Raw genomic sequence first — 18,296 nt, 5'->3', positions numbered from 1 at the left:
TCTTGAACTTGTTTATCACTTAAGAGAACTTAGTCTGGACTCTACCTTAGAAAGAATATCATCTTTCCCGGTAGGCTTATAGTTGCTCTTTACACCTTTCAGATACTCCAGAGCCAAATTCTTATCCCCTTGCTTAACGGCTATATCCGAAAGCAAGATAAATGCTCTTGAAATCCAATAGGAGTCATTATACCCTTTTTCCAGATAAGCCTCGGCACTCTTTTTAGCCACAGCTATCCGTCCTAAACCATATTGAGCTTCAGCCTCTAATACTTGGCTGACAGAGAGAGTTTGCTTACTTGCGTCCAGCTTCATAGCTGCAGAAGTAAGGTTCAAGACCTCTTGATACTCTCCATTTTCAAGGATTTTCTTGGCAACATAATTCAGTATCGGAGCAGAAGCAGCATAAGCTTTGAACCTGCCCGACTCTATCTCCTTGGCCAATGAGCGTAGCATATCAACCTCCCCTCCCTTTTCTGCCACAGCCAAGGCAGCAAAAAGAGCAGACTCTACCCCTTGTTTATTTTGTGCAGATCTTCTTGCAAGCTGTACATAAGTAGAAATTGAAGCATCATAATTTCCGGACTGCTCATAGGTCTGAGCCAACATCTTCAAAACATCTCCTTGAATAGCCGTATTATTTCTCCTCTCCAAAGCGATCAGGATAGGAAGTGCTTCACTATATCTTCTCTCTTTATAAAGGATATAAGCTTGGTGATACTCCGCCTGATCTCTAAAAGATCCGTTGGGATATCTCTCCACATAGCGTCTCATTGCCTCCAAAGCCTCTTTCTGTTTACCTTGAGAAATAAGACGTTCTGCCGCCAAGAATGTTAAAGACTCTGTTTCATCGGAGTTTTTACTTCCTGTGGATTGATCCACCAGTTGTGCAAGTCTCGAATACTCATCTACTCTGTCCAAACGTACGGATATACTCTTGAGGTCTTGAAGAGCAGATTTGGCTTCTCCACTGTTAGGGTAACGCCTTATGACCTCTGCATATATATCCGCGGCTCTATTCAGATCGTTGTCATTAAAGAAAGAGAGAGCGAGTTGTACACCTGCTTTAGGAGCAAAATCACTATCGGGATAACCATTGAAAACTTTGGAGAACTCTGTTCTTGCGCCCGTATTATTTTCAATGAACGTCAATGCCCGCCCCTTCTCATAAAGAGCTTCTTGAATGTAGGGAGAGTTAGGATATTTGACAACCAAAGACTCCAACTCCGAAGCTTTCCCTTGATAGTTCTTTCGCAGCCCCATGATATGAGCACGCTTCAGTACAGCATAGTCTGCATCCTTACCACCTCTTGTCATTGCAGTTGTGTATGCAGAGAAAGCAGCATCATATTCTCTTTGCATCACCGCTATGTCTCCAAGCCTGTTGTAAGCATTTGTATGATCTGCTTCGGGTGTTGTGCCGGTAAGAGAGAGATAATTTCTAAAAGCCTCTTGTGCTTCTCCCCAACGCTCCAGGTTGAAGAAAGAGTAACCCAGATTGTAATACGCTATCGGATTAACAGCCTGCCCTTTCGGCACCATCTGTATATAGGTCTGAATGCTTCTGATGGCATCGTTGTAGTTACCCTCTCTGTGAAGCAACTCTCCTTTCCACAAATAAGCCTCTGCGACGCTCTCGGCATCACCATTAGAGGTTATAATATCGTCGTACTCCTTTTTTGCGGCTACCACATTACCTGTACCAAGCAGTGTGTTCGCCTTATTCAAAGTGATCTTTTGCCTAAGTTTTACCAACTCCTTAGGTAGAGGAGTGATCTTGTCTATCTCCTTTATGGCTCCAACATGATCGGATGTTCTACCATAAGCATCCACAAGATAAGAAACAGCCTTATCCCTGTACTCAGAGAGGGGGTGCTTGCTGACGAACTTTCCTAACGCCTCAGTTCCGACACCTATCTCTCCCGGATGTTCATTGTACAGAATCATGCCGGCATTATACTCTGCCGCTTGAACCAAAGGCAGATAAACCTCTATTTGAGAAGAGTTCACAAACGCATTATAAGCATCTTGAAGCTTTCCCGAAGAGAGTGCAGACAATCCCTTATAGTAGAGTGCCAACTGAGACATATAGTCATTCGTTCCGTCTGCCACCTTGCTAAAGTGCTGCATTGCCTCCGAATACAGCTCCAGCCTGTACTGCTCCTGCCCAAGGGTCAAAAGCTCCAAACGTCCCGGAGCATCTGTCATGGCAACATAAGAAGAGAGATACTCCAGAGCCTTACGGCTCAAAGAGAGCTGAGCAGCCGATAATCCGGCCACTCTGTAAGCAGAAGCCACAGCCTCTCTATCTCCTGTTTTCTTCATGGTACGCTCTGCCAAAGGAAGAGCATCGCTATACTTACCCTGCTCCAAAAGCATTTCACCCTCATAAGCTCCGACGTAAAGCCCATAAAAAGAGTCATTCTCTATCGGTCTGAAGTACTTGAAAGCCGCAGGATAGTCTCTTTTTTGAAATGCTATATATCCGGCATAAAAAGAAGACTCTTTGGAATATTTCTTACTGTAAACGAGAGGAGCAAATATGTTCAAAGCCAAATCTTCTCTTCGATCTTTCATTAACGAGTATGCCAAATAGTAGGACATCCTTTCCGAAAGATCTTCCGGCAGGAAGTCTCTATCGAGAAGATCCAACCAATAGGCAGCACTTCTGTAATTCTCTTGAGAGAAATAGTACTCTCCCAAAGCGGCTTTAGCATAGAGCGTAGATGCCGATTGGGGATGTTTCTCTATGAAGTAAAGCAACATCTGTTCTGCCGAAGGAGCACCGCTCTTGGCAGAAGAAAGAGCTAAAATCAACTCTTTTTCCTGCTCCAGCATAGGCATATAGGCGTCTATCCAAGAGAAAGGTTTCTGCACTTTATAGGAGGCATAGAGCGTATTGTGTCTATGGTAGGCGTCCCAAGAGTCCCCCATCTTGGAAACGAAGTGCGGCATATCTATGGGGCGATGTTGAGCAACAACGCTTGTTCCACCACCCAACAATAACAGCGTCAGTCCGATAAAACGTTTCTTCATGTTTGATTGGTACTAAGAATACTAACAAGTTTTTGAACAATCCAAAGGTACTAAAAAAGTCGCTAACCCAGCCGAAGAGGTGCTTGTGATACAAAATAAGAAACGGAAGAAAAAGCCCTAAATTCAAGTTCTTCTTTCTTTTTTATAAAAATTTATACGTTTCATCGAAATCTTATTTCCCCTTCTTTAGAGTTACTTTCTCAACAATTGGAGCAGAAGAATGAAAAAAAACAGTCTAATATTTTGTTAATTAAAACATTTAGAGTACTTTTGGGATATAATCGATTCCGGATATATTATATTATGTCATACACCAAATAATTTTTCGAGATGAATAAAACTGAACTCATTGCGGCTATTGCTGAAAAAGCCGGTCTAACCAAGACTGATTCAAAAAAAGCTCTTGATGCTTTCCAAACAGTGGTGAAAAATGAAATGAAAGCTGGAAACAAAGTTGCGATCATTGGTTTCGGAACATTCTCTGTAACTAAAAGAGAAAAACGCACCGGCACTAACCCACGTACAAAAGAACGCATCACAATTCCTGCAAAGTCTACTGTACGTTTCAAACCGGGTAGTGAACTTGAACTTAAGTAACAGCTTGTTTTTCACTCCCAAACGTCAGAATTAGGATATCCACAGCTGTTGAGCTGTTAAGCTAATGGTAACACTTCTATTTACAAATAGAGGTGTTATTTTTTATTTTAACGGCATGGAGAAAAAGGATTTCTGACAACTCCTTTTTGTATAATATCCTGTCCGAATACATAATATCAGTTTGAGATTGTAGCCTTAACTTCTCCTGTAAACGCCTATAAAATCTTCTCCAAACAGATTCCTTTTTGTGTCTAAATCGGTTAAAACTTGAAAAGCAAGACCTGATTCCAAGAAATCAAAACCTGACTGTAATAAAGCAAGGCTTGCTTCCTACAAATCAAATCCCGGTTTCCGGACATCAAAGCTTGATTTATAAAACGATAAGGCTTCAAAGAAACTTATATATCGGATTAAACCGTTTTCCATAACTATTAAACAAAAGTTGTCCCAAGGGAAAAGTTCGATAAGGGGCATAGATTTCGGAGCATTGAAGCCATAACACCTTTTGGTCGGCTTATATAAAAAGAGTCCCGACTCGGTATAAAACCAAAGCCGGGACTCTCTATCAAACAATATGTCTTGTATCGGAACTAAAATCTTTCCGGTCTATTCCACAAATGTAATCTCTGCAGCCGAAGCAAAATCTGCTCCCGTGTGAGAGCTAAGAGCATTGAAACGAATGTATCGAGTGCGAACAGGAGACTTGAACATAACGGTCTTCATCTGCTTAGACTTGTCGAACTCTCCCGTGATAACAGGATCGCTCCATTTCTTTCCGTCGTTACTGATCTGCACCGAGTAGGCTTTGATGCGACCATTGTCCGAGTCGTCCTGTCTTGGCAATAAGGTAAAGCCTTTGAGTTCTGTCTCTTTACCGGCATCGAAAGAGATCCAATGAGGATAGCTTGCTACCGTTACAGAATACATGCTATGCCATATCGTCTTTGTGTCTTGATCCAGCATATTTGTCGCGATACCCACTTCCGGCTCTTCACTTGAAACCTCTGCCACAGCAACCTTGATAACGTTTATCCTGTCAAAACTCTTCGTACTCTTCAACCATGGTGTCTGCTTGCGATATGCCGTAATCACTCCTCCCTCTCTCATTTCAAAAGGAGCATTGTACACCATTGGAGACATTCTCTTGCTTGAGCTAAGTGTATAGAGAATATCCGAACTATTTGCTCCATCCGCAGAAAGTGTTACCTCTCCGTCAGTAGAACGAACAATAGAAAGAGGTTTTACATCGGACAAAGAGACTTTGGACAGTTCTGTGGCATCTGTTCCGTTGAGAGGACGAATCAAAAGAGCATACGCGTGAGAGTCTGCTTTGATTCTATCATGATTGAGAGGAGGTCCTTGTCCACAGCTGAAGCCTCCAAGCCCCATCACCGCCTTGTCGAGGTGTATATGATTAGCACTGCTTTCTGGTAGCTCATACCAGTGCGGAGCTAAAGTCATCTCTAATGCGCTCCAAGGTAGAGCCGAAACAGACATTTTTTCGGAAGAGACAAAGAGCATTCCGACACCCTCTTTATCTGTCAGAGAAGCCCACTTAACCCCTTCCCTATTGCCCATGCTCTGAGGTTTTGGGAACGGAACAAACTGCTCTTCCACGCTGCTGCTGTACTTACCCATATAGGCTCCGGCTTTGCGGTCGGCATAGTTGTTGTGCTCTCCCAGACCATAATAGGTGTATTGAGACAAGCACTTAGGTGTCTGAATATAGTAGCCCAGTCTTGGCAGATCTGCCGTCGGTTTATTGGAAGATATATTGGCTTGGAGTTCTATCGACCCATCAGGGTATATCGTCCAAACAAGATTGGAGGTAAACTTGAACGGATTTCCACTCTTATTTTCATCCTTAACCTTTTCTATTTTATAGTGTCCGCTTGATCCTCCTGTTATCCGGAATGAGCCGTCTGCTTGAGATTCGATCGTTGTGGAAACCTTTACAGTACCATCCTTGGAAATATGACTACCAAAGTAAACAGCCTTATGCTTAAGGTCGTGAAGCCCATTCTCCACCCAAGAACGATAGACCCAAATGTCATTATCCGTAGGTGCACGGAAAGCATCCAATGTTATAGCAGTACCCTCTTTCAGCATCTGCTTGCCGGCGTATTCCAAAGAAGTGATAGAGCCGATACGCTTATCGAAGACAATGGTAAACTCATTTCCCTTTATGGTCATACTCTCCGGCGTCTGTTTTACTTGGGGTTTAACAGGTTGCTGAGTGGTTATAGAGCCTTTCACTTCTGCAGTTTGAAGAAGAAGTTGCTCCTCCATCTGGATAAAATCTTTCTTCGCCCATGGTTCATCATTAGCCAAATGAAGTTGCACTTGGACATAGTAGTCTGCATATTTGTCAAGTTCAATACCGGATATAGGTAGAGTTATGACAGCCTTTTTACGTGGAGCGATGACAGGCATATCGAGTCTGACAGACTTTTCACGCACACCATCTTTTATGATGGTATATGTAAGATATAGATCCGAAAGGTCTGTAAAATAGCGCTTGTTAAAGATCTCAATCTCTCCTTTGTCACGATCTTTCCATGTAATACCGGCATTCTGATACACCTTCTTCACTTCCCAAAATACAGGCTTGGGTGTATGGTCCGGGAAAAGAATACCATTCATACAGAACATACCGCTATTCGGCTTGTCTCCGAAATCTCCTCCGTAGGCAAAGAATCGGGTTCCACTCTGTGGATCGGTCTTGTAAAGAGCTTGATCTACCCAGTCCCAAATGGCGGCACCACAGAAGAAATTTGTGCTCTCTATCGCTTCCCAATAGTCGGAGAGATTACCTCCGGCATTACCCATAGAGTGGGCATACTCCGAAATATGGAAAGGATACTTGATATTTTTATATGTTCCTTTCACCGCTTCTCTGGTCCAAGCAATGGAAGGATACTGATTGGAACCCATATCCACAATGGAATTGTTACGCTCATACTGTACCGGACGAGAAGGGTCAAAGCTGTTGAGAGCTTTGTAAGCGAGCACGAAGTTTTCGCCGGGACCGGCCTCATTACCTAAAGACCAAATCACCACAGAAGGAGAATTGACATGAGCAGCAGCCAACTCCATTACCCGTCCGACATGAGCATCCTTAAACTCCGGAACGTGAGATAGCGACTCTTTACCATAATAATATTGGTGGCTCTCTATATTGGCTTCATCTTCAAGATAAATACCATAAAGGTCGCATAAGTAGTACCACTGGGGGAAGTTGGAATAGTGAGAACAGCGAACATGATTGATATTGCCACGCTTCATGAGCATTATCTCCTCTATCATCTGCTCTGTTGTGATGGTATTTCCACTCTCAGGATTGATCTCTTGACGGTTTACACCTTTCAACTTTACAGGCTTACCATTGATATAATAGTAGCGTCCGGCAAGACCAAACTCATCATCTTTTGCTTCTGTATCCTTTATCTCCACTTGACGGAAACCGACAAGGGTAGATACCGTCTCTATGATTCGTCCCTTTTTATCTTTAAGCTTAGCCACAAGAGTATAACAGTGTGGAGCTTCAGTACTCCAAAGATCAGGTTTTTTCAGATCCAAAGTAGTTTCTACAACCGTTCTGCTCTGCTTTTCAAGCTTGTTCAATGAAGATGAAACAGGGTTAGAGAGTTCGACAGGAGAGTTGCTCTGGCTGTAAAGCTTATTCTTGAACAGCTCGTAAGAGATGCTATACCCTTTCTCTACTCTCTTTGATGAAAGATTGCGAACTTCTGCTTTGATGCTCAAACGACCATCGCTATATCCGTTCATCAAAGAAGGAATAACAACCAAATCTCTTAGCTGAACATCCGGTTTGGATGTAAGATATACACTTCTGAAGATACCCGGAAGTCTCCACATATCCTGTGCTTCAAGGAAAGAGCCATCCGAGTTGCGATACACCTCCACCGCAACGCTGTTCTCTCCTTTTACAAGATAAGAAGTAATATCGAAAGAGGCGGTGTTTCTGGAGTTCTTGGAAAAACCGACATAGGTTCCGTTAATCCAGAGATAGAAGAAAGAGTTAACGCCATCGAAGTTCAGATAAACTCGTCTTCCGGTCCAATCAGCGGGGATATCAAATGTTCTGCGATATGAACCCACCTCATTTCTGTCCTTATAGGTAGTCCAGTCTTTAGGAGGCGTACGCATAACTCCACCTTTCCAGTCTCCAACAGCAACCTTATGTTGGAAAATTACAGGCTGATTGGCATAGATAGGTGTACCATACTTCAATGATCCATCTTTTTGGATTCCGACGACATTCCAACAAGAAGGAACTGTTATATCATCCCATTGGGATACATCGTAAGTCGGATGGAAAAACTCCACAGGGCGTTCATTAGGATTTCCGACCCAATGAAACTTCCACGTTCCATCAAGACTCTTCCAATAACTGCTATTTTGTGGTAAAACAGCCCGTGCTTCATCCATGGACGCAAAAGAAAACATCCAAGCGTGCGGCTGTTCCTTATTCAGAGAAAGGCGTTCGGGGCTTTCCCACTCCTTCCCGGTAGGAGAAGAATGCACTCCGTACTCGTACCCTTGTAAGCTGTGAAGCTGTGCATAGGCATTCGCACCACACAGCAACAAAACAAGCGATAAAAAGATTTTTTTCATACTGATAACTACAATTTTGTCTTTTGTGGAGTTAATAAAACCCACACAAAGTGGGCTTTTTCCGAAAGACGAAGATACTCATTTTATATTTCTCGTACAAGCTACTAAAATTCAGTCTGTAACACAACATCTGAAGTAAATAATGATCAGTAATCAGGTGGTATATTTATTCAACAAATCACTATATATAGGTATTGAGATTGATATGGAGAAAAGATACCTTTGCTCGTTCAAAAACTTTAATTCAACATTCTAAATTATTATGAAGCGTAGCTCTAAAAAATGGGGACTTTGGGCTCTTATATGCCTCTTAGTTGTGGTCTCTTTAGGAGTAGCTTGGTTCAAACTTGCTGCTCCAACAAAAATAGCTCTGTATAACTTCCCTCAATTTCAGGTTGCGGGAATAGCTTTGTCCAATCAAGATCCTATGATCAAGTTTGAAGCCGTTGATGCAGAAGAAGTTGATCGTCTCAGTAAGTTTGACTTCGTACTCGGCTTTGCTATGGGTCTTAAGATTTCAGAAGCAGAAAGAGCAACCATACAAAAATTGGCTGATAAGGGTACACCTATATATATGTCATCAGTCACAAATCCTCAAAATGATATTTGCAATCTCGATAGCATTCATATTAAAGCCATATCAGGGTATCTCGGAAGCGGAAATAAGCTAAACTACCAAAATATGGCTCGCTACATCCGGAAGGAGATAGACAAAAAAGTGCTATTTGTAAAAGAGCCTCAACCTGTGGTAGAGAATCAGTCTAACGTTTTCTTTACTTCCGTAGATGATAAGTTCTTTGCAAGTAAGGAAACCTATGAAAGCTATCTCAAATCACAAAACAAGTTCAATGAAAAAGCAGGAAGAATAGCAATTCTACCCGGTATTCATGATCCGTTCAGTGGAAATAGAGAGCACCTTAACAGCATTATTTCTTCTTTTGAAAATGCAGGATATATGGTTTATCCCATTGCTTGCGATATGGACAAGCGAGTAGCTTATCTTGACTCTATTCAACCGGATGCCGTAATATATTTCCCCCACGGACGTATAATGATGGGTAATGGAGAGGTAACGGTAGACTGGTTGAAAAAACGCAATATTCCGGTTTTTGCGCCTCTCTCAATAATGCAGCTGAGAGAGAAATGGGAGGCTGATCCAATGGGAATGTTTGGAGGATTTATGGGGCAAAGCCTCGTAATGCCGGAACTGGATGGTGCTATCTACCCCTATTCTCTTATCGCTCAGGAAAAAGATCCAAGCGGTCTCTACCTATTCAAAGCCATGCCCGAACGTCTAAAGACTTTTACCGAAATCGTATCCAATGTTATCTCTCTTAAACAAAAGAACAATGCGGATAAAAAGGTTGCCATCTACTTCTTCAAAGGTCCGGGACAAGCCTCTCTTGCAGCTCAAGGGCTTGAAACTATTCCGGCTATCTATAATCTCCTTAAAAGGATGAAAGCAGAAGGCTATAACGTAGAAAACCTCCCGAAAAGCGTAAAAGAGTTTGAAAAGATCATCATGAAGCAGGGAGCAATACTAAGTACTTATGCGGAGGGAGCTTTTGATACTTTCATGAAAGAAGGAAACCCTGCTCTTGTAAGCAAGGCAGACTACGAAAATTGGGTGGCAAAAAGTCTTACTCCGGAGAGATATGCCGATGTTATCTCCACTTATGGAGAAGCTCCCGGTTCATACATGAGTACAATGAAAGATGGTGTCCCACACATTGCCGTATCCAGAATAGAGTTTGGGAATGTAGCTCTTCTACCTCAACCCATGGCAGGTTTAGGAGATGATGAGTTTGCAATAGTTCACGGAGCAAAAATGGCTCCTCCTCATACCTATATAGCTTCCTATCTATGGACACAACATGAGTTCAAGGCGGATTTGATGATGCACTTCGGGACTCATGGTAGTTTGGAATTTACTCCTCAAAAGCAAGTTGCATTGAGTCACCAAGACTGGCCGGACAGACTTGTGGGTTCAGTACCACACTACTACTATTATACAATAGGAAATATCGGAGAAAGCATGATGGCAAAGAGAAGATCTTACGCCACTACAATATCCTATCTGACTCCGGCTTTTATGGAGAGCCAAACACGTGGACTCTTCTCTAAATTGCAAGACAAGATTAGGGATTACTACAAGACAGATCCTGAAAAGCAGGAGCAGGCTTCCATTGCAGTGAAGAAGATTGCCATGGAGATGGGACTTCATAGAGATCTTCGCCTTGACAGTATAGCAACAAAGCCTTATACGGAAGAAGAGATAGAACGGATAGATAACTTTGCAGAAGAAATTGCCAATGAGAAAATGAATGGTATGCTCTATACCACAGGCATTCCTTATGAAGCTGAAAAAATCTCATCGACAGTGCTTGCAATGAGTGCCGATCCTATCGCTTACAGCGTTGCAAATCTCGATAGGATGAGTGGAAGAGTAACAGAAAAAGAACTCAACAATAGACCTTTGTTCACACAACGCTACTTGGAACCTGCCAAAACTCTTGTTCGCCAAATCTTAGCAGGCAAGGCGGTAGATAATACACTTGTTGCATCCGTAGCTAAGATAAGTGTTGATGAAATTGAACAGTCAAAACAGATATTGAAGCCGGCAAGACCTATGATGATGGGAGGAGGAAACTCTTCCGGTAATATGGGCAAACCCAAGGACGCCCCTTCAGGAGAGCATCCACACGCAAAAATGGAGAAAAGTGGACATCCTCATGCAGCAAATGCTGAGAAACCGGCAGAGCATCCACACGCAAAAATGGCAAAAGATGGGCATCCTCATGCTGCAAATGCTGAGAAGCCTGCAGAACATCCACACGCAAAAATGGCGAAAGGTGAGCATCCTCATGCTGCAAATGCTGAGAAACCGGTAGAGCATCCACACGCGGCTATGGGTATGAAAGCAGAGGCCCCTACAAAAGAGGCAAGAGATCGTGCTCGTGCAATACTTGAAATAGAGCGCACAATAACCAATATTCTACGATATAGAAGTGCTTTATTGGAGAGTCCGGAAGCAGAACTAAGTGGTATTATCAACGCTTTCAATGGTGGTTATATTGCACCATCTTCCGGAGGGGATGCCGTGGCGAACCCTAATGCCGTTCCTACCGGACGCAACCTCTACTCTATCAATGCAGAGAACACTCCATCAGAAGTTGCATGGGACCGTGCAGTTGCTTTGGTAAACTCAACACTGGAACAGTATAAGAAGCAGCACGGAGAATATCCAAGAAAGGTCAGCTATACTTTCTGGAGCAGTGAGTTCATAGAAAGTGAAGGTACAACCATTGGTCAAGCCCTTTATATGCTTGGAGTGGAACCTATAAGGGATACATTTGGAAGAGTTTCGGATCTTCGTCTTATCCCTGCAAAAGATCTCGGACGTCCTCGTATAGACATTGTTGTTCAAACATCCGGGCAGTTCCGCGATCTGGCTGCTTCTCGTCTGATGCTACTCAGCAGAGCTGTGGAAATGGCAGCAAATGCAGAAGATGAAGGCGAATATGAAAACCAGGTAAAGAGCTCCACAGTGGAGATAGAAAGACAGCTGGTTGAAAATGGTCTTTCTCCCAAAGCCGCTCGTGAACTTTCCACAAAGAGAGTGTTCGGTGGTGTCAATGGCATGTATGGTACCAATATACAGGGTATGATTACAAGCAGCGACAAGTGGGAATCCGAGAAAGAGATTGCCGATGTGTATATCAACAACATGGGAGCAATATACAGCGACAGCAAGGAGTGGGGAGCATTCCAAGCCGGACTTCTTCGAAGTGTTCTTCACAACACGGACGTCATCGTACAACCTCGTCAAAGCAACACATGGGGAGCATTGAGCCTCGACCACGTGTATGAATTCATGGGAGGTATGAACCTTGCCATTCGAAACGTTACAGGTAAAGACCCTGATGCGTTCTTTGCCGATTACAGAAATCGAAACCGTACCCGAATGCAGGATCTTAAAGAAGCTATCGGAGTTGAAGCCAGAACCACTGTGCTCAATCCGGTTTACGTCAAAGAGATCATGAAAAGCGGCTCTTCTGCTGCCGGGGGACTTGTTGAAATCTTCACAAACACATTCGGCTGGAACGTTGCAAAGCCCAACGTGATAGACAAAGAGCTCTGGGACGAACTATATAATATGTATATAGCCGATACTCAAAACTTGGGAACAAGAGAGTTTTTCCGCACCTCCAATCCTGCAGCCCTGCAAGAGATATCAGCCATTATGCTTGAGACACACCGCAAAGGCATGTGGGCGGCAAGCGAAGAGCAGATCAAGACTCTCGTGGAGGTTCACAAAGAGATGGTAACAGAGTTTGGCTCTTCCGGCTTCGGCTTCTCTGCCGGAAACAAGAAGCTCCAAGACTTCATTTCACAAAAGCTCCCGGAACAAGACGCCGCAGCCTACAAGAAGAGCTTGAACACCATGCTGCAGTCTTCTTCCGATACCAAAGTGGAAGCGAAAGATGGCATCCGCTTGCAGAAAGAGAGCTCGGAAGTGATGGAGTCTGACAACGACAGCAGCATGAAGACCGGCATCATCATCGCTGCGGCTGTAGTCGTTCTATTCATTATCCTTATCTTTGTGCTTCGGAAAAGAAGAACAAAAACAGCTTAACAGCAGGAGAAAGAGATGGACATTCTCATTCAGATCCTCATACTATTCATATTCATCAACACACTTGTCAAGCTTTCCTTTTGGAAGCTTTGGCAAGTGGTGTTGTTTACGCTCGTTTACGGGCTATTTCTGCTCATCGCCTCGCCGTATGCCACTCAGAGCTCCAAGGTAGAGTTTCAGGCACTCATGCAGAACAGCGCGATACTTGCGGATATCTCCGTCCTGATCACGATAGAGTCCGCACTCTGTCTCGCCTTTGTTTTCACGGCGTTTCATCAGAAATACCATGACAACAAGAAAGTCTGGGTAAAGCTCCTCTACTGGTACCCGACCCTGATGCTCTTCCCTGCCCTCTACTACCTTTTGGCGCAGACGTTTTACGCCTTCCCTGGTGTCTCCTTCGACGGTATCACTTACGGCATGATAGCCACGGTGGTCGTAGGCCTTTCCCTGTTCAGCTACCTGCTCAGGGCATTCTTGCCGGAGAAGAGCATCCGTCTTGAGGTGCAGCTTCTGTCCGCGCTTTTCGTCTGTGTGCTGGGGCTCATCACCACAGGAAGTTCGCAAGTGGTGTATGCCGCGCCGGAAGTGATCACAGGCTCCTCCGTCACTGTCGTGTATGCACTGATGGTGATTGTGACGGTGATCATCTTGGGCATAGGGGTGCACAAATGGAAATGGATCATCAAAGACCGCGCTCGCCGCAAACGAGAGCAACACTCTTAACATCCGCATCATATCATCACAACTCATAATGGAAACAATCTCAAAACTACTTTTTTTCGTAGCCAACAGTCTGCTCATCCCGGACATCATCATGCTTCTCATTCTTTTCGGACGCTCCCTGCTTCTGTTGGGCAGCTTCTACAACCAGTTCATGATCAAGAGGGCAAACGACAAGGCACTGAACCAAAAGATAAAGGCTGCCACAAGAGAGACCATCGAAGAGATCAAGGAGAGCCTTCCGCGCAAGGACAACTCGCTTTTCGTGCAGTACCTCCGCGACCTGCTCACCCATCCGGCAAACGAAGCCTACTCGGACTTTCTCATCTCCGGCTTTGAAAACGAAGCACAGAAAGACCTCGCCATCTCGAAGATCCTCGCAAAGATGGGTCCCATACTCGGACTCATCGGGACGCTCATCGCCATGAGCCCGGCGCTCGTAGGGCTTTCCACCGGCGACGTATCGGGCATGGCATACAACATGCAGGTAGTCTTTGCCACCACCGTCGTGGGGTTGGTCATCAGCATCGTGGGTCTCCTCACCCAGCAGATCAAGAGCCGCTGGTACGCCAAAGAGGTCAATCAGCTTGAATACATCTCCAGAATACTCACAGACAACCGATGAAAAGCAGAAGACGCATACCTCTGTTTGATAAAGAGGACGATTCCGATCCGCTAAGCGTCGTAGTCAATCTCTTCGACGTTGCGATGGTCTTTGCCGTGGCACTCATGGTGGCGATGGTGATGCACATGAACATGACCGAAGTCTTCACCCAAGAGGAGTTTACCGTAGTGAAGAATCCCGGCAAAGAAGACATGGAGATCATCACCAAGAAAGGCAACAAAATAGAGCGATACACCCCATCCAACGAGCAGACCGATGCTTCCGGCTCCAAAGGACGCCGCGTGGGAGTGGCTTACGAGCTCGAAAACGGAGAAGTGATCTACGTGCCGGAGTAGCAAATCCGCACCACTCCTCCACCGACATATCCGGTCCGAGTCTTGGCTGTCATTTATGAAAAATCATAAGTGGCGGCCAAGACTTTTTTTGCACCTCCGCCTCCGACAAAGATGGAGACGGAAAAGAAAAAAATTTCTTTCCGCAAGGAAAGAAATTTCTGTATATGCAGAAATATTTTTTCGTATATGCAGAAATATTTTTCCGTATATGCAGAAATATTTTTTCGTATATGCAAAAATATTTTTCCGTATATGCAGAAATATTTTTCCGTATATGCAGAAATATTTTTCCGTATATGCAGAAATATTTTTCCGTATATGCAAAAATATTTTTCCGTATATGCAGAAATATTTTTCCGTATATGCAGAAATATTTTTCTGTATATGCAGAAATATTTTTCCGTATGTATAAGGATTCTACGCTCTGCGGAAAGGGGGAAAAACTTTGGTGCATCCGCCCGAAATCGGCTTCCCCGAAACGGAACGGCAGGGCATCTGCTTTTGGCATCTTCAGGCGGAGTTGTTCGGATGCTATTTCGTCTCTCAAATTCGCTGTTCTCAAAGAAATTCCCTAAATTTCGGCTCGGATATTTAACCGCTTTACCTAAAAACACAACAACTAAGCCGTATAGAGATACAATGAAAATACTTATCGTGGAAGACGAACCCCAACTTCAAGAACTTATCGCAGAGACTCTCACGAAAGAAAGATACATCGTGGAAATAGCAAAAACACTCTCTGAAGCAAGGGAGAAGATAGGTCTCTACTCTTATGACGGGGTGCTCCTCGACCTTATGCTGCCGGACGGTAGCGGGCTTACCCTGCTGGAGGAGATGAAACAGGCAAAAAGACAGGAACGTATCATCATAATCTCCGCACGGGATGCCGTCGAAGATAAAGTCAAGGGGCTGGAGCTCGGAGCCGATGACTACCTTTCCAAACCTTTTCATCTGATAGAATTGTCTGCCAGACTCCGCAGCGTCATCCGCAGAAATCAGAGCGGAGATCTCTCCATCTCCCTTGGGAACGTGGAGATTTTCCCGGATAAATTCTCCGTAACCGTATCCGATAACCGGCTTGAACTCAACAGAAAAGAGTACGACATCCTGCTCTACTTTGCCAACAGAGTGGATCGCCTCGTACGAAAAGAGCTTCTCGCAGAAGCTGTCTGGGGGGATAATATAGATCAGGTGGACAACTTCGACTTTATCTACACACAGATAAAAAACTTGCGAAAGAAGCTGCAAGATTCGAACGCAAACATAAAGATAAAGTCCGTCTACGGCATCGGTTACAAAATGGTCATGGAGTAGCCGACATGAAAGGAGGTCTGCCTACAAGTAAATGGAGATCTGCTCCAAAGGCTTCTCCCCTATAAGCGTAGCGGCAGTGCAGTAGGGATTGTCTTTTCCCCCAAGTATATACTTGGTCTTGGACAGAGCCAAAATCTCCGCCATGGCTTGTATCACTCCCTCTACCGTATCCGGGTCTTTCTGCAGCTTGGGCGTGAAGACTCTCGACCCGAAGATTGTCGCGATCCTGTCCCGATCCTCATAATTGTCCGCCGACAGGAAAAACTTCACGGACGGATCTGTCTCTATCAGCTTCTGCATACGCCTTATATAAAGGTCTATGGGATCTTGCCGCCACGAGTACTGCTCGCCTCCTCTCAGGATGTGAACGCCTATGACGTTCTCAGTCCACCCCGAACAGATCGAACGCACCGCACTGACTACCTCGACCGAAGGCATGAGATTGTCGAACATTCGGGGCGTTATGTAGAATGCTCTGTTCAGTGCCAGCCAGATGTCGATATTTTTCCCGGAAGAAAGGGTCGTAACAATCTCTTTTCTCAGCTCCTCGTTTGACGCATAGTGGTCGGAGTTGATACAGTGATCGTACGCCCATAACGCGTGAAGCTTGGAAAGAAAAAAGTTGCGACCATTGGGGATGTCTCTGAAGATGTGGTCTTTGATCGTAGCATTCCTCACGGATACATATTTCTCATCAAAGCTGATATCGGGATGAAACAGACGTTCAAACTCCGAACACAGCTCCGGTGTCTTAAACCAAACAATCTCCACCGGCTTCTCTATGCTGGAAAAGTAGGAGATGGCAGAGCTTACTGCCAAAAGTCTGTTCGCAATGTTCCCAAACGGTATCAGGGTAACAACTCCTTGTTCTTCGGTTTCTTGTGTCATACTCTTTTCCTAAAGTTTTTATAGAGATTCGATATATACTGAGACAGCTCCGGCAGCATTTTCAGTCGAAGCACCATTGCAACGGGTACGGCAACAAAAATAAAGCTTTTGATGATCGCATCAAACCAGATATTCCCTCCGATCGCCTCCATCTTCCATAACGAATGCGACACGAGCAGAACGCCTATTATGACAAACAGGAGAGCAAATCTGCCACTGAAAGGAGATACGCCGAGCTTTATCTTTATAATAAACTGAGATATCGTGTAGCTGATAAAACAGGTGATGAGCGTGGCTATGGATGCTCCCGTCATCCCTAAAAGAGGGATAAAGTAGTTATTTGTCAGGATGGTAAGTATCGTGAGCAGGAATGTGATAAAGATGGTATAGTAGTAGTAGCGAGAGTATCTGATGACAGAGTTACCGAAGTTAAATGTTATCTCCACAAGCTTCGACAAACCGAGATAAAAGACAACCCACTTGCCTTGGGAATATATTTGCGAGTTGGGTATTACAGTAAAGATAAAGTCTATGTTCACCCAAATAAGCAGAAATATAAATCCTCCCACAAAAAGCTGATACAACGCAACCTTTTTGTAGAGAGCTTGCAGCTTAAGGGTGTCCTTATTCTTCAATGCCTCCGAAGCTATCGGAGCAGTTATGGCAAGAAGCGAACGAGAGGGAATCTCTATTATAGCCACGATGAAGAAAGCTATCGTATATATCCCGGCATAGTTTAGTCCCATCTTTGCGGATACCATAAATATGTCCAAGCGGCTGACGATGCTTCCTCCCAGTGCAGACAATACCACCAAAAGCGTGTAGTTTAGAAAATCTCTCTTCTGCTCTTTGGGAAACTCGATCCTCTCCTTTAAGGCATAAGGCGATAGTCTTGAAACATATCCGAACTGCAATAGTGCCACCAATCCGTAGCTTCCTACGAAAATCCAGATGAAAGCGTCAAGAGTTAAATTGAATGTGGCATACCCGACATAAACACCTATCAACAACAAGCGTTGGGTTACCTCTTTATGAAAGCGAGGTACTACAATCTTCTGTTTGATGGACGAATAAACCTCCAACAGATTCTGATACAGCAGAAAAAGCATCAACGGCAGTACCATATAATAGTACTGCACGAATAGAGAGGAGTTCTTGGAAAAATAAGAAGATATGGGAACTTCCAGTAAAATATAAAGAAGTCCGAAGAGTACCACCCCCAGTAGCGGAAAGAGCAACATAAGAGATAAGAAGCCCCTTTCCTGCCCGTCCTCTTGCCTGAAATAGGGATAGTATCTTATGGAAGACGTGTGTACTCCGAGTATGGCAAATGTACTCAACAGGAGTGCAGCCTCAAACAGTACGCGAGTAAGACCTATCTCTTCTGCCGTAAGATAGGTTACCGTGATGAAGAAAGTCGTCAAGAAGCCTATAAAAGCTCCCAGATAAGTTACGACCGTACCTCTCAGACTCTGTTTGAGTATGACTCCCATCAGAAAGGAAA

The 18,296-nt window shown here is 44.2% G+C and carries 10 protein-coding genes; 6 read left to right on the top strand and 4 right to left on the bottom strand.

The window, feature by feature from the left end; translation table 11 throughout:
* Window positions 1–15 precede the first annotated feature (15 nt).
* Window positions 16–3,036 carry a tetratricopeptide repeat protein gene (locus HQ29_RS05770; protein ID WP_036868199.1) on the bottom strand — a complete coding sequence of 1,007 codons (3,021 nt, stop codon included), beginning with the start codon at window positions 3,034–3,036 and terminating at the stop codon, window positions 16–18.
* A 330-nt stretch (window positions 3,037–3,366) separates the two neighbouring features.
* Here HQ29_RS05770 and HQ29_RS05765 point away from each other — a divergent pair, with 330 nt between their 5' ends.
* Window positions 3,367–3,633: an HU family DNA-binding protein gene (locus HQ29_RS05765; RefSeq protein WP_036846209.1), complete on the top strand. Its 267-nt coding sequence runs from the start codon at window positions 3,367–3,369 to the stop codon at window positions 3,631–3,633.
* A 606-nt stretch (window positions 3,634–4,239) separates the two neighbouring features.
* Here HQ29_RS05765 and HQ29_RS05760 read toward each other — a convergent pair.
* A complete protein-coding gene (locus HQ29_RS05760; protein WP_036868196.1) occupies window positions 4,240–8,271 on the bottom strand; it encodes a glycoside hydrolase family 2 TIM barrel-domain containing protein in 4,032 nt (1,343 codons plus the stop codon).
* 262 nt (window positions 8,272–8,533) lie between these two features.
* Here HQ29_RS05760 and HQ29_RS05755 point away from each other — a divergent pair, with 262 nt between their 5' ends.
* From HQ29_RS05755 to HQ29_RS05730, 5 genes are all read left to right on the top strand, one after another.
* Window positions 8,534–12,907, top strand: a complete 4,374-nt coding sequence (locus tag HQ29_RS05755; RefSeq protein ID WP_036868193.1) for a cobaltochelatase subunit CobN — start codon at window positions 8,534–8,536, stop codon at window positions 12,905–12,907.
* Window positions 12,908–12,922: 15 nt separating this feature from the next.
* Entirely contained in the window at window positions 12,923–13,633 is a 711-nt protein-coding gene (locus tag HQ29_RS05750) for a hypothetical protein (protein ID WP_052089883.1), read from the top strand.
* 28 nt (window positions 13,634–13,661) lie between these two features.
* Window positions 13,662–14,255, top strand: coding sequence for a MotA/TolQ/ExbB proton channel family protein (locus tag HQ29_RS05745; RefSeq protein WP_036788908.1), 594 nt, complete (start codon window positions 13,662–13,664; stop codon window positions 14,253–14,255).
* A complete protein-coding gene (locus HQ29_RS05740) occupies window positions 14,252–14,590 on the top strand; it encodes a DUF2149 domain-containing protein (protein WP_036846200.1) in 339 nt (112 codons plus the stop codon). The genes HQ29_RS05745 and HQ29_RS05740 overlap by 4 nt, the downstream gene beginning before the upstream one ends.
* 639 nt (window positions 14,591–15,229) lie before the next feature.
* Window positions 15,230–15,904, top strand: coding sequence for a response regulator transcription factor (locus HQ29_RS05730; RefSeq protein ID WP_036788902.1), 675 nt, complete (start codon window positions 15,230–15,232; stop codon window positions 15,902–15,904).
* A 21-nt stretch (window positions 15,905–15,925) separates the two neighbouring features.
* On the opposite strand, the gene HQ29_RS05725 is transcribed toward HQ29_RS05730, so the two are convergent.
* Both HQ29_RS05725 and HQ29_RS05720 read right to left on the bottom strand, forming a co-directional pair.
* On the bottom strand, window positions 15,926–16,792 hold the full coding sequence (locus HQ29_RS05725) for an O-fucosyltransferase family protein (protein ID WP_036868182.1): 867 nt from the start codon (window positions 16,790–16,792) through the stop codon (window positions 15,926–15,928).
* Window positions 16,789–18,285, bottom strand: coding sequence for a lipopolysaccharide biosynthesis protein (locus tag HQ29_RS05720; RefSeq protein ID WP_036868180.1), 1,497 nt, complete (start codon window positions 18,283–18,285; stop codon window positions 16,789–16,791). The genes HQ29_RS05725 and HQ29_RS05720 overlap by 4 nt, the downstream gene beginning before the upstream one ends.
* Window positions 18,286–18,296: the final 11 nt, after the last annotated feature.

This window comes from Porphyromonas canoris (assembly GCF_000765975.1).
Lineage (GTDB): Bacteria > Bacteroidota > Bacteroidia > Bacteroidales > Porphyromonadaceae > Porphyromonas_A > Porphyromonas_A canoris.
The sequence above is the reverse complement of the archived record's forward strand: the minus strand, read 5'-3'. Positions and strand labels throughout refer to the sequence as shown.